This is a genomic window from Streptomyces uncialis, from assembly GCF_036250755.1.
In the GTDB taxonomy this organism is placed as follows: domain Bacteria; phylum Actinomycetota; class Actinomycetes; order Streptomycetales; family Streptomycetaceae; genus Streptomyces; species Streptomyces uncialis.
In genome coordinates this window covers 2,705,483-2,718,574 of the sequence record NZ_CP109583.1, presented here as the reverse complement: position 1 = coordinate 2,718,574, position 13,092 = coordinate 2,705,483, and the positions used below count along the sequence as shown (strand labels likewise).

The 13,092-nt window shown below is 73.0% G+C and carries 11 protein-coding genes; 8 read left to right on the top strand and 3 right to left on the bottom strand.

Features of this window, described 5'->3' with window-relative positions; all coding sequences use genetic code 11:
- Positions 1-63: 63 nt before the first annotated feature.
- The 4 genes from ispG to OG711_RS10975 all read left to right on the top strand — a co-directional run bounded on the left by ispG (position 64) and on the right by OG711_RS10975 (position 5,265).
- Positions 64-1,221 (top strand): flavodoxin-dependent (E)-4-hydroxy-3-methylbut-2-enyl-diphosphate synthase, encoded by a 1,158-nt coding sequence (gene ispG / locus OG711_RS10990; RefSeq protein ID WP_073793366.1) that lies wholly within the window; start codon positions 64-66, stop codon positions 1,219-1,221.
- Positions 1,222-1,781: 560 nt separating this feature from the next.
- Positions 1,782-2,630, top strand: coding sequence for a GNAT family N-acetyltransferase (locus OG711_RS10985; protein ID WP_073793367.1), 849 nt, complete (start codon positions 1,782-1,784; stop codon positions 2,628-2,630).
- Between the two features lie 233 nt (positions 2,631-2,863).
- Positions 2,864-3,457, top strand: coding sequence for a GNAT family N-acetyltransferase (locus OG711_RS10980; RefSeq protein ID WP_073793368.1), 594 nt, complete (start codon positions 2,864-2,866; stop codon positions 3,455-3,457).
- A 107-nt stretch (positions 3,458-3,564) separates the two neighbouring features.
- Entirely contained in the window at positions 3,565-5,265 is a 1,701-nt protein-coding gene (locus tag OG711_RS10975; RefSeq protein WP_329559159.1) for a proline--tRNA ligase, read from the top strand.
- Positions 5,266-5,352: 87 nt separating this feature from the next.
- On the opposite strand, the gene OG711_RS10970 is transcribed toward OG711_RS10975, so the two are convergent.
- The 3 genes from OG711_RS10970 to OG711_RS10960 form a co-directional block, all read right to left on the bottom strand.
- Positions 5,353-6,297 carry an aminoglycoside phosphotransferase family protein gene (locus OG711_RS10970; RefSeq protein WP_329559158.1) on the bottom strand — a complete coding sequence of 315 codons (945 nt, stop codon included), beginning with the start codon at positions 6,295-6,297 and terminating at the stop codon, positions 5,353-5,355.
- Between the two features lie 123 nt (positions 6,298-6,420).
- Positions 6,421-6,906 carry a ferritin-like domain-containing protein gene (locus tag OG711_RS10965; protein ID WP_329559157.1) on the bottom strand — a complete coding sequence of 162 codons (486 nt, stop codon included), beginning with the start codon at positions 6,904-6,906 and terminating at the stop codon, positions 6,421-6,423.
- Positions 6,903-7,424, bottom strand: coding sequence for a hypothetical protein (locus OG711_RS10960; protein WP_329559156.1), 522 nt, complete (start codon positions 7,422-7,424; stop codon positions 6,903-6,905). Before OG711_RS10960 ends, OG711_RS10965 begins: the two co-directional genes overlap by 4 nt.
- Before the next feature lie 228 nt (positions 7,425-7,652).
- Between OG711_RS10960 and rimP the strand changes: the two genes are divergently transcribed.
- The 4 genes from rimP to infB all read left to right on the top strand — a co-directional run bounded on the left by rimP (position 7,653) and on the right by infB (position 12,934).
- Positions 7,653-8,204, top strand: coding sequence for a ribosome maturation factor RimP (rimP, locus tag OG711_RS10955; protein ID WP_329559155.1), 552 nt, complete (start codon positions 7,653-7,655; stop codon positions 8,202-8,204).
- A gap of 2 nt (positions 8,205-8,206) precedes the next feature.
- Positions 8,207-9,208, top strand: coding sequence for a transcription termination factor NusA (nusA, locus tag OG711_RS10950; protein ID WP_073793374.1), 1,002 nt, complete (start codon positions 8,207-8,209; stop codon positions 9,206-9,208).
- A gap of 113 nt (positions 9,209-9,321) precedes the next feature.
- The gene (locus OG711_RS10945) at positions 9,322-9,600 is read left to right on the top strand and encodes a YlxR family protein (protein ID WP_329559154.1); all 279 of its coding nucleotides are present in this window, start codon (positions 9,322-9,324) and stop codon (positions 9,598-9,600) included.
- Between the two features lie 157 nt (positions 9,601-9,757).
- Positions 9,758-12,934: a translation initiation factor IF-2 gene (gene infB / locus OG711_RS10940; protein WP_073793376.1), complete on the top strand. Its 3,177-nt coding sequence runs from the start codon at positions 9,758-9,760 to the stop codon at positions 12,932-12,934.
- The last annotated feature ends 158 nt before the right edge of the window (positions 12,935-13,092 follow it).

The window sequence follows — 13,092 nt, the reverse complement described above, 5'->3', positions numbered from 1 at the left end:
ATCTCGGGGGTCGGAGCCCGCTGATGACGGGACCTCGATCCACTCCTTGGGGTTGCACAGCAGATGACTGCGATTTCGCTCGGCATGCCGTCCGTTCCGACCAAGCTCGCCGAGCGCCGGAAAAGCCGGCAGATCCAGGTCGGATCCGTGGCGGTGGGCGGCGACGCCCAGGTCTCGGTGCAGTCGATGACGACGACACGTACGTCGGACATCGGTGCGACGCTTCAGCAGATCGCGGAGCTGACGGCGTCGGGCTGCCAGATCGTCCGGGTGGCGTGCCCGACGCAGGACGACGCGGACGCGTTGTCGGTGATCGCACGCAAGTCCCAGATCCCGGTGATCGCCGACATCCATTTCCAGCCGAAGTACGTCTTCGCCGCGATCGACGCGGGCTGCGCGGCGGTACGGGTGAACCCGGGGAACATCAAGCAGTTCGACGACAAGGTCCGCGAGATCGCGAAGGCGGCGGGCGCGGCGGGCACCCCGATCCGGATCGGCGTGAACGCCGGCTCGCTGGACCGCCGACTGCTCCAGAAGTACGGCAAGGCGACACCGGAGGCCCTGGTCGAGTCGGCGCTCTGGGAGGCGTCCCTCTTCGAGGAGCACGGCTTCCAGGACATCAAGATCTCGGTCAAGCACAACGACCCCGTCGTGATGGTCAACGCCTACCGCCAGCTCGCCGCCCAGAGCGACTACCCCCTCCACCTCGGCGTCACGGAGGCGGGCCCCGCGTTCCAGGGCACCATCAAGTCCGCCGTCGCGTTCGGCGCGCTGCTCGCCGAGGGCATCGGCGACACGATCCGCGTCTCCCTCTCCGCCCCGCCGGTGGAGGAGATCAAGGTCGGCATCCAGATCCTGGAATCGCTGAACCTGCGCCAGCGCCGCCTGGAGATCGTCTCGTGCCCGTCCTGCGGCCGCGCCCAGGTGGACGTCTACAAGCTGGCGGAAGAGGTCACGGCCGGCCTGGAGGGTATGGAGGTCCCGCTGCGCGTCGCGGTCATGGGCTGCGTCGTGAACGGTCCCGGCGAGGCCCGCGAGGCGGACCTGGGCGTCGCCTCCGGCAACGGCAAGGGCCAGATCTTCGTGAAGGGCGAGGTCATCAAGACCGTCCCCGAGTCGAAGATCGTGGAGACCCTGATCGACGAGGCCATGAAGATCGCCGAACAGATGGAGAAGGACGGCGTCCCCTCCGGCGAACCCCAGATCTCCGTAGCCGGCTGACCCCCAAAAAGAACAGGGGCGCGGGGAACTGCGCACCCCCGAACGCCCGCACGGCAAAAGGTGCGCCCACCCCCGCGTACCCAGCACCGCAAGCAAAGGGCCCCCCGCACCCGGCGGACAACGCCAGGAGGCGCCCCCAAAGGGGCGCGGGGAACTGCGCACCCACGAACGCCCTGCACGGAAAAGGGTGCGCCCACCCCCGCGTACCCGGGGGCGCAAGCAAAGGGCGCCCCGCACCCGGCGGACAACGCCAGGAGGCGCCCCCAAAGGGGCGCGGGGAACTGCGCACCCCACGGACGCCCCGCACGGAAAAGGTGCGCTCACCACCGAGTACCCGGGGGCGCAAGCGAAGGGCGACCCGCACGGAAAAGGTGCGCCCACCACCGAGTACCCCGGGGCGCAAGCGAAGGCGCCCCGCACAGGCCCGCGCCACCGCGCGAGGAACCCCGCCCGCCCCGGGGGCCGAAGGGCGAAGCCCGAGCCCCCGGCGGGCGGGCACCCACCCCCACCGGCAGGTACAGTGCGGGGACCAGCAGCCCACCCGGTGAGGCCCCGCACCCGTGTTGACCCAGACCACCACCAGGGTCCTCGAACCGAGCGACCTACCCGCGGCCCTCGCGGTCCTGCACCGCGACCCCGTGGCGAACGCCTTCGTGACCTCCCGGGTCCAGGTCGCCGGCCTGGACCCCTGGCGCCTCGGCGGCGAGATGTGGGGCTGGTACGAGGACGGCATGCTGGCGTCCCTCTGCTACGCGGGCGCCAACCTCGTCCCCCTCTGCGCCACCCCCCGGGCCATCCGCGGCTTCGCGGACCGCGCCCGCCGCGCGGGCCGCCGCTGCTCCTCCATCGTCGGCCCCGCCGAGTCCACCGCCCTGCTGTGGCGCCTGCTCGAACCGAACTGGGGCCCCGCCCGCGAGGTCCGCGAACACCAGCCCCTGATGGTCACCGACCGCCTCTCCGACACGGTCGCCCCCGACCCGTACGTCCGGCGCGTCCGCAAGGACGAGATGGAGACGATCATGCCCGCGTGCGTGGCCATGTTCACCGAGGAGGTCGGGGTCTCCCCGCTCGCCGGGGACGGCGGGCTGCTCTACCAGGCACGGGTCGCGGAACTCGTCGGCTCCGGCCGCTCCTTCGCCCGTCTCGACCGGCACGGCAAGGTCCTCTTCAAGGCCGAGATCGGCGCCGCGACCACCCAGGCGTGCCAGATCCAGGGCGTCTGGGTCGCCCCCGAGTACCGGGGCCGCGGCTACGCCGCCCCCGGCATGGCGGCGGTCCTGCGCTACGCGCTCGCCGACATCGCGCCCGTCGCCAGCCTGTACGTCAACGACTACAACACCGCGGCCCGCGCCACGTACCGCAAGGTCGGTTTCCAGGAGGTCGGGGCCTTTATGAGTGTCCTGTTCTGACCGGTCCGCCCGACCCCGCGGTGTCCTGGTCCGAACCGTCCGCCCGGCCCCGCCCGCACCCACCCCGTCGGTCCCGCCCGCACCCACCCCGTCCTGCCCGGTCCCGCCCCGACGCACCACCGTCGGCGCCCGCCCGTGCCCGCCGCCGCGCCCCACCGGCGCGAACCGGCCGCCCCCGGCCACCACCCCCGCCGCCCCGTGCCCCCACCAGGCACGCGGGGTACTCTCCCCGCATGCTGCGATTCCCCGGATTCGGCTCGCGTACGCCCCACGACGTCACGATCGGACCCCTCGATCTCGCGGCCCGGGTGGACGAGGCGCTGGCGGTCCAGGCCGAGGCGTTCGGGCTCAGCCAGGACGAGATCGGCGTACGCCGCCAGATCGTCCTGCGGCACATGGGATACCCCGGCGCCCGCGCGCTCGGCGCGACCCTCACCGACGGACGGCTCGTCGGCTTCGTCTACGGCATGCCCAACGACCGTCTCCACTGGTGGTCCACCGTCGTCCAGCCGTATCTGCGGCGCGCGGGACACGACCACTGGCTCGACGACTCCTTCGTGATCACCGAGCTGCATGTGCACACCCGCTACCAGAACCAGGGCGTCGGCCGCTCGCTCATCACCACCGTCACCGACGCCGTGACGCAGCCCCGCTCGATCCTCTCCGCCATCGATGTCGAGAGCCCCGCCCGCGCCCTGTACCGCGCGCTCGGCTACCAGGACCTGGCCCGCCGGGTGCACTTCCCGAGCGCCCCCAAGCCGTACGCCGTGATGGGCGCGGACCTGCCGCTGCACCGCCGTGAGGAGCCCGGACCGCCCGTCCGCTGAGCCGCGGACCCGCCCCCGGAGGGACCACCGGCGGAAGAACCGATTTCCGCGGGCCCCACGGGCCCGGCTAACCTCCTGCCATCACCCTTTCCGAGCAGGAGTTCACCATGGCCCAGGTCCAGCGCATGTCCAAGCTGATGATCAAGACACTGCGCGACGACCCGGCGGACGCCGAGACGCTCAGCCACAAGCTCCTGGTCCGCGCCGGGTACGTCCGCCGCAACGCGGCCGGCATCTGGAGCTGGCTGCCGCTCGGCAAGAAGGTCCTCGACAACGTCTCCCGCGTGGTCCGCGAGGAGATGGACGCCATCGGCGCCCAGGAGGTCCTGCTCCCCGCCCTGCTGCCCAAGGAGCCCTACGAGGCGTCCGGGCGCTGGGAGGAGTACGGCGACCTGCTGTTCCGCCTCAAGGACCGCAAGGGCGGCGAGTACCTGCTCGGCCCCACCCACGAGGAGATCTTCACCCTCGTGGTGAAGGACCAGGCCTCGTCCTACAAGGACCTCCCGGTCATGCTCTACCAGATCCAGACCAAGTACCGCGACGAGGCCCGCCCCCGGTCCGGTGTGCTGCGCGGGCGCGAGTTCCAGATGAAGGACTCGTACTCCTTCGACACCACCGACGAGGGCCTCGCCGAGTCCTACCGGCTGCACCGCGAGGCGTACCAGAACATCTTCCGGCGCCTCGGCCTCGACTACCGGATCGTCTCGGCCGTCTCCGGTGCCATGGGAGGGTCCGCGTCCGAGGAGTTCCTGGCGCCCGCCGCCGCCGGTGAGGACACCTTCGTGGACTGTCCCGCCTGCGACTACGCCGCGAACACCGAGGCCGTCACCTTCCCGCTGACCCCCGTCGGCGGCGCCGCGCACGGACCCGTCGAGGAGCTCGACACCCCCGACACCCCGACCATCGAGACCCTGGCCGAGTTCCTGGACGTCCCGGCCTCCGCCACCCTGAAGAACCTCCTGGTGAAGGTCGACGGCGAGATCGTCGCCGTCGGGGTGCCCGGCGACCGCGAGGTCGACCTCGGCAAGCTCGGTGAGCACCTCGCCCCGGCCGTGGTCGAGCTCGTCACCGCCGAGGACTTCGAGGGCCGCCCCGACCTCGTCCGCGGCTACGTCGGCCCGCAGGGCCTGGAGAAGGTCCGCTACATCGCCGACCCCCGGATCGCCCCCGGCACCGCCTGGATCACCGGCGCCAACAAGCCCGGCACCCACGCCCGCAACGTCGTCGCCGGCCGTGACTTCACCGTCGACGACCACCTCGACGTGGTCGTCGTCGAGGCGGGCGACCCCTGCCCGAAGTGCGGTACGGGACTGAGGCTCGACCGCGCGATCGAGATCGGCCACATCTTCCAGCTCGGCCGCAAGTACGCCGACACGTTCCAGCTCGACGTCCTCGGCCAGCAGGGCAAGCCCGTCCGCGTGACGATGGGCTCCTACGGCATCGGGGTGTCCCGCGCGGTCGCCGCGCTCGCCGAGCAGACCGCCGACGACCAGGGGCTGTGCTGGCCGCGTGAGATCGCGCCCGCCGATGTCCATGTGGTCGCCGCGGGCAAGGCCGCCCAGACCGAGCTGGCGCTCGACGTGTCCCAGCAGCTGGCCGACGCCGGTGTCCGTGTCATCGTCGACGACCGCGCCGGGGTCTCCCCGGGCGTCAAGTTCACCGACGCCGAGCTGATCGGGGTGCCCACGATCCTCGTCGCGGGCCGCCGCACCGCCGAAGGCGTCGTGGAGCTGAAGGACCGCCGCACCGGCGAGCGCGAGGAACTGCCCGTCGCCGAAGCGGTGGCGCGCCTCACCGCCCGCTCCTGACCCACGCCGGACACGGCGGTGCCCCGGAGGAATCCCGCATCCCCTCCGGGGCACCCCCGTATCCGGTTCCCGAACGGGCCAGGACCCCTACAGCCAGGTCGCGAACTCCAGCGTCAGCTCCGCGTCCGCCGTCCGCCCCGCCCGGTGCGCCCGCACCCCGGACTCCACCGCCCGGAACAGCGCCCAGCCCCGTACCCGCTCCGCGTCCAGCTCCAGCGCCTCCGCGAGCCTGCGCACCCGGCGCCGTGCGACACCCGCCCCGGACGGGGCCGCCACCAGGTCCTCCACCCGGTCCCGGACCAGCCGCGCCAGGTCGAACGCGCCCTCCCCGACCAGCGGATCGGGCCCGACCGCCAGCCAGGGCGTCCGCTCACCGGCCAGCACCTTGCTCTGCCGGAACGTCCCGTGCAGCAGCACCTCGTCGCCGGGCGGGCCCGCGAGCAGCTCCTCCCGGGCCGCCAGCGCCGCGTCCACCAGATCCGCCGACTGCGCGTCCGCGCCCGCCCGCATCTGCGCGGCCTGCCGCCCGGTCAGCCCGGCCACCGTCTCGAAACCGTGCCCCACGGGCGGCGCGACCCACAGCCGCCGCAGCACCCCGACGGCCTCCAGCATCGACTTGGCCTCCGGCAGCGACCGCACCGGCACATCGGGGCTCAGCCGCTCCAGCAGCATCGCGCCCGGCGGCACCGGTCCGGCCAGCGTCCGTACCGCCCCGACCCCCGCCCAGTGCTCCAGCGCCGCCCGCTCCCGCTCCGGCCCCGCCCCGGGCGGCGCCAGCTTCAGCGCGGCGGGCGTCCCGTCCGCGTCACGCACCAGCGCCACCAGACTGCTCCGCCCGCCGGGCACCCGGACCCGCTCGACGCTCAGCCCGGCCCGCGCCACGGCGTCGGCGAACAGGCCGGGCAACGCGTCCAGCCACTCGTCGTCCACCGCGCCGTCAGCCGCGTCGCCGGCCGGGGGAGAGCCGCCGTGCGCGAGGACGCGTGCCTCGGCGAGCGCCCGGACCAGGCGCTCCGGCGCTTCGAAAACCATGCGTGGGGGGTGTCCTTCCTGACTGCCGCGACGGCACACGCCGCCCGACGGGGACCGCGACCGTACGAGGTCCCCGCGCCCTGTCCGCACACCGCCGTCCGTCCGGCGGATGTACGTCAGTGCCTACGCCCGGGGCACCGCGGACCCGTCCGGTCCCGCGGCCCGCTCCGCGAGCCCAGGGAAGGCTACGCTGCCGCCCCGCCAGCCCGCCGCCCGGACCGCCGCCTCACGCAGCGCGCCCGCCGCCGACCGCCGCCGCGCCCCCTCGGACGCCCGCACCAGATCCGCGTACACCCCGGCGACCCGGTCCTCCAGATGCGCCGCGAGCCGCCGCGCCCCCGCCCGGTCCGCGACCGGGAACGGCAGCGCGTACGCCGCCGCGGCGGGCCGCGGGGTGCCGCCCAGGTCGCGCACCGCGCGCGCCAGCTCGTCACGGCGGGCCCGGTGCGCGTCGTACGCGGCCCGCACCTGCGGGTCCCCGCCGTCCCCGACCTTGCCGCCGACGACGCCGTAGCCGTACACCGCCGCGTGCTCGGCGGCCAGCGCCGCGTGCAGCGCGGTCAGTTCGGCGCCGCTACGCCGCTCCTGGGGGCCTGACTCGCCGGTCACTTCCCGCCCTCCGTCAGCAGATACGCGTGCGCGGCGCCGGACGCCGCGACGGACGCCAGCAGCCGCGCGAGTTCCCCGGGCACGTCCACCGACTGGACGGTCCGGGTGTCGGCCAGCTCCCGCTCCCGCGCGGCCAGCGAGGCCAGCGCGTCCTTGGGCGCCGCGGGCACCGGCACCGCGGAGGCGGCACCCGACGGCGCCCCGGACGATGAAGGGGACGACGAGGGGGAGGGCGAGGGGGAGGGCGAGGGGGAGGGCGAGGGGGAGGGCGAGCCGCCCGGCCCGCCGGACCCGAACGCCTTCGCGTGGCTCGCGACCTCCGCCCGCAGCGGACCCAGCCGCCGCGCGAGCGAGGGGTGCGCGGCGATCACCTCGTCGTAGCGGGCGCCCAGCGCGGCACTGTCCCGGGCCGCCCGGGCCCGGGTCCGCTCGGCGGCGGACGCCTGCCTCGCCCTGGTGGCGGAGACCGCGTCGCCGTCGCCGGACGTGCAGCCGGTGAGCAGCGCGGTGCCCGCCAACCCGGCGAGCAGACTCCTTCTTCGCGGCCCGGACCGGGAACGCGTCGGCAGCGGGAACGGCACGGCAGACGTCCTCCGGGACTCAAGGCGGCGGGGAGGGGCGGTACGCCCTTGATCACCGTACCTGGCGGCGGCCCACCGCGGACGGCAACACCCTCCCGGAGCGGATACCCTTTGAGCGGACACAGGACCTTCCACAACAGCACACGCGGCCGAGGAGTCACCCGGATGAGCACCACCCCAAGCGAGAGGCTGCGAGAACTACTCGAACCGCTCGTGACCGCCCAGGAGCTCGATCTCGAAGAGATCACCGTGACCCCGGCGGGCAAGCGGCGTGTGCTGCGTATCGTGGTGGACTCGGACGAGGGTGTTCAGCTGGACACCTGCGCGGAGCTGAGCCGGGCGATCTCGGACAAGCTCGACGCGACCGACGCCATGGGCGCGGGGGAGTACGTCCTTGAGGTCACCTCCCCGGGCGCCGACCGGCCGCTCACCGAGCACCGGCACTACGTACGCGCCGTCGGCCGGCTGGCCAGGTTCCAGCTCACCGAGGGCGGCGAGCTGACCGCCCGGATCATCACGGTCGACGACGACGGCCTGGATCTGGAGATCCCCGGGGTGAAGGGCCGCAAGCCCACCGCCCGCAGGCTGGCCTTCGACGAGATCGCCAAGGCGCGCGTCGAGATCGAGTTCAACCGCAAGCAGCACGACAAAGACAGCAACGTCAGCGATGACGGCAACGACAGCGACAGCAGCATGACGGAAGCGGAGGAGGCGTAGTCGTGGACATCGACATGAGTGCCCTGCGGGGACTGGTGCGGGAGAAGGAGATCTCCTTCTCACTGCTGGTCGAAGCGATCGAATCGGCCCTCCTCATCGCCTACCACCGCACCGAGGGAAGCCGCCGCCACGCGCGCGTGGAACTCAACCGCGAGACGGGTCATGTGACCGTCTGGGCGAAGGAGGACCCCGAGGACCTGGAGGAGGGGCAGGAGGCGCGCGAGTTCGACGACACCCCGTCGGACTTCGGCCGGATCGCCGCCACCACCGCCAAGCAGGTGATCCTCCAGCGGCTGCGGGACGCCGAGGACGACGCGACCCTCGGCGAGTACGCCGGCCGTGAGGGAGACATCGTCACGGGCGTGGTCCAGCAGGGCCGTGACCCGAGGAACGTCCTCGTGGACATCGGCAGGCTGGAGGCCATCCTCCCGGTGCAGGAGCAGGTCCCCGGCGAGGAGTACCAGCACGGGATGCGGCTGCGCTCGTACGTCGTACGGGTGGCGAAGGGCGTACGGGGTCCCTCCGTCACCCTCTCGCGCACGCATCCGAATCTGGTCAAGAAGCTGTTCGCGCTGGAGGTCCCGGAGATCGCCGACGGTTCCGTCGAGATCTCCGCGATCGCCCGCGAGGCCGGACACCGTACGAAGATCGCGGTGCGCTCCACCCGCGCCGGACTGAACGCCAAGGGCGCCTGCATCGGCCCGATGGGCGGCCGGGTGCGCAATGTGATGGCCGAACTGAACGGCGAGAAGATCGACATCGTCGACTGGTCGGACGACCCGGCCGACATGGTCGCCAACGCGCTGTCCCCGGCGCGGGTGTCCAAGGTCGAGGTGGTGGACTTCGCGGCCCGCTCCGCGCGGGTCATCGTCCCCGACTACCAGCTCTCCCTGGCCATCGGCAAGGAGGGCCAGAACGCCCGCCTCGCCGCCCGGCTCACGGGCTGGCGCATCGACATCCGACCCGACACCGAGCAGCCGGAGCAGTCGTCCGACCGGGACTGATCCGGCCGGCGGGCGCCCCGCGAGGGGCGCCCGGAGCACCGCTGAGAAGGACCGTCGGATGGCCGGACCCCGCCCGGAAGAAGTGGGGTCCGTACGGGGAGGTAGACTAGAACGTGTCTGGCCGGACGCATGCCCGCGCATGCCCTGAGCGCACCTGTGTGGGGTGCCGGGAGCGAGCGGCCAAGAGCGAACTGCTGCGCATCGTGCAGAAGGGGGACGCATGCGTCCCCGATCTTCGCGGTATGCTGCCCGGCCGGGGTGCGTACGTACATCCCGTCCCGGTCTGTCTCGACCTGGCGGTGCGCCGTCGGGCTTTCGTTCGGGCCTTCCGAGCCCGGGGACAGCTCGACACCCAGGCGCTGACCCAGGTGGTCGCAGGCGAAACCCCGTAAGAACAGTGATGAAGAGGTGCCGTGTGAATCCCCGCACGGCCCAGTACCTCGCGAGTCGGAAGTAGGTCGAGATTGCGATGAGCACTCGATGAGTACGCGATGAGTACGCCCATGAAGTAGCGACGGTCCGGCGTAACCCGGACCTCAAAGGAGCGAAGTGGCTAAGGTCCGGGTATACGAACTCGCCAAGGAGTTCGGTGTGGAGAGCAAGGTCGTCATGGCCAAGCTCCAGGAACTCGGTGAATTCGTCCGTTCGGCGTCCTCGACGATCGAGGCGCCTGTGGTACGTAAACTGACTGACGCTTTCCAGCAGGGCAGCGGCTCCGGCAGGTCCGGCGCCAAGCCCGGGGCACCCAGGAAGGCAGCGCCGCGGCCCCCGATGCCGTCGGCGCCTTCGGCGACCCCCGGCGCGGCGGCCCCGAGCCCCGCGCAGGCGGCCCGTCCGGCCGCCCCGCGGCCCCCCGCCCCGGCGGCCCCCAAGGCCCCCGAGGCGGAGCGTCCCGCCGCGGCGTCCGCGCCGTCGGCAGGTCCGCGGCCGGGTCCCAAGCCGGCCCCGCGGCCCGCCCCGGCGGCCCCCGCGTCGCCCGCGCCCACGGTTCCGGAGTTCACCGCGCCGCCGTCGGCGCCCGCGGCTCCCTCCGGTGCCCCCAGCGCGCCCAGCGGTTCCGGTGCCCCCAGCGGCTCCGGCGCCCGTCCCGGCGGCAACCGCCCCGGTGACGCCCCGCGCCCCGGCGCCCCGCGTCCCGCCCGTCCCGGCCAGTCCGGTCAGGGTGGCGGCCAGGGCGGCCAGGGCCGTGGCGACCGTCCCGACCGTCCCGGTGCCTCGCGCCCCGGTGGTCAGGCCGCGCGTCCCGGTGCCCGCCCCGCGGGCCCGCGTCCGGGCAACAATCCCTTCACCTCGGGCGGCTCCACCGGAATGGCGCGTCCGCAGACGCCCCGTCCGGGCGGCGCCCCCCGTCCCGGTGGCCCCGGTGCCCCCGGTGCGCCGCGCCCCCAGGGCGCCGGACAGGGCGGTCCCCGTCCGCAGTCCGGTCCCGGTGGCGCACGTCCCACCCCCGGTGGGATGCCCCGTCCGCAGGCGCCCCGCCCCGGCGGCGGCCCCGGCGGTAACCGTCCCAACCCGGGCATGATGCCGCAGCGTCCCGCTGCCGGCCCGCGTCCCGGTGGTGGCCCCGGCGGTGGCCGTGGTCCCGGCGGTGCGGGCGGCGCCCGTCCCGGCGGTGCCGGTGGCGGCGGTCGTCCGGGCTTCGCCGGTCGTCCCGGCGGCGGTGGCGGCGGTGCCCGTCCCGGTGGTGGCGGCGGCTTCGCCGGTCGCCCCGGCGGCGGCGGTGGCGGCGGCGGCTTCGGTGGCGGCGGTGGCCGTCCCGGCTTCGGCGGCCGTCCCGGTGGCCCCGGTGGCCGTGGTGGCACGCAGGGTGCCTTCGGGCGTCCCGGCGGTCCCGCGCGTCGCGGTCGCAAGTCGAAGCGGCAGAGGCGCCAGGAGTACGAGGCCATGCAGGCCCCGTCGGTCGGCGGCGTGATGCTGCCCCGCGGCAACGGCGAAGCCATTCGTCTGTCGCGTGGTGCCTCGCTCACCGACTTCGCCGAGAAGATCAACGCCAACCCGGCGTCGCTCGTCGCGGTCATGATGAACATCGGCGAGATGGTCACCGCGACCCAGTCCGTGTCCGACGACACGCTGGTCATGCTGGCCGAAGAGATGAACTACACGGTTCAGATCGTCAGCCCGGAGGAGGAGGACCGCGAGCTCCTGGAGTCCTTCGACCTGGAGTTCGGCGAGGACGAGGGCGGCGAGGAGAACCTCGTCTCGCGTCCGCCGGTCGTGACCGTCATGGGTCACGTCGACCACGGTAAGACCCGACTGCTCGACGCCATCCGCAAGACGAACGTCATCGCGGGCGAGGCGGGTGGCATCACCCAGCACATCGGTGCCTACCAGGTCGCCACCGAGGTCAACGGCGACGACCGCCGCATCACCTTCATCGACACCCCGGGTCACGAGGCGTTCACCGCCATGCGAGCCCGTGGTGCCAAGTCGACCGACATCGCGATCCTCGTGGTGGCGGCCAACGACGGTGTGATGCCCCAGACGATCGAGGCGCTGAACCACGCCAAGGCGGCCGAGGTGCCGATCGTGGTCGCGGTCAACAAGATCGACGTCGAGGGTGCCGACCCGACCAAGGTGCGCGGTCAGCTCACCGAGTTCGGGCTGGTGGCCGAGGAGTACGGCGGCGACACCATGTTCGTCGACATCTCCGCCAAGCAGGGCCTGAACATCGACGGCCTCCTGGAGGCCGTCGTCCTGACCGCGGACGCCTCGCTCGACCTGCGGGCCAACCCGGAGCAGGACGCGCAGGGCATCGCGATCGAGGCCCGCCTCGACCGCGGCCGTGGCGCCACCGCGACCGTCCTCGTCCAGCGAGGCACCCTGCGGGTCGGCGACACGATGGTCGTCGGCGACGCCTACGGCCGTGTGCGCGCCATGCACGACGACCAGGGCAACACGCTCCACGAGGCCGGTCCGTCCACCCCGGTCCAGGTCCTGGGTCTGACCAACGTCCCGGGCGCCGGCGACAACTTCATCGTTGTCGACGAGGACCGTACGGCGCGTCAGATCGCGGAGAAGCGTGCGGCGCGCGAGCGCAACGCGGCCTTCGCCAAGCGCGTTCGCCGTGTCTCCCTCGAGGACCTCGACAAGGTGCTCAAGGCGGGCGAGATCCAGCAGCTCAACCTCATCATCAAGGGCGACGCGTCCGGTTCGGTCGAGGCTCTTGAGTCCTCGCTGCTCCAGCTCGACGTCGGTGAAGAGGTCGACATCCGGGTCCTGCACCGCGGCGTCGGTGCGGTCACGGAGTCGGACATCGACCTGGCGATGGGCTCCGACGCCATCGTGATCGGCTTCAACGTGCGCGCCGCTGGGCGTGCGCAGCAGATGGCCGAGCGCGAAGGTGTGGACGTCCGGTACTACTCGGTCATCTACCAGGCGATCGAGGAGATCGAAGCGGCCCTCAAGGGCATGCTCAAGCCGGAGTTCGAAGAGGTCGAGCTGGGTAAGGCGGAGATCCGCGAGGTCTTCCGCTCGTCCAAGCTGGGCAACATCGCCGGTGTCCTCATCCGGTCCGGCGAGGTCAAGCGCAACACCAAGGCCCGACTGCTCCGCGACGGCAAGGTCATCGCGGAGAGCCTCAACATCGAGGGTCTGCGCCGCTTCAAGGACGATGTCACCGAGATCCGCGAAGGGTTCGAGGGCGGTATCAACCTCGGCAACTTCAACGACATCAAGGTCGACGACGTCATCGCGACGTACGAGATGCGCGAGAAGCCGCGCGCCTAGGCGCCCGGCGGCCGCCCGGTTCACCCCGGGCGGCCCGGCATCCCGGACCGGGGCCGGTCGGCGGGGAGGAATTCCCGTCGATCGGCCCCGGCCGTTGCGTGTACGGTTCTGATGTCCCCGCCCGTTCGAAGGGCGGGGCCGTCGGGCCGGCCGCGCGG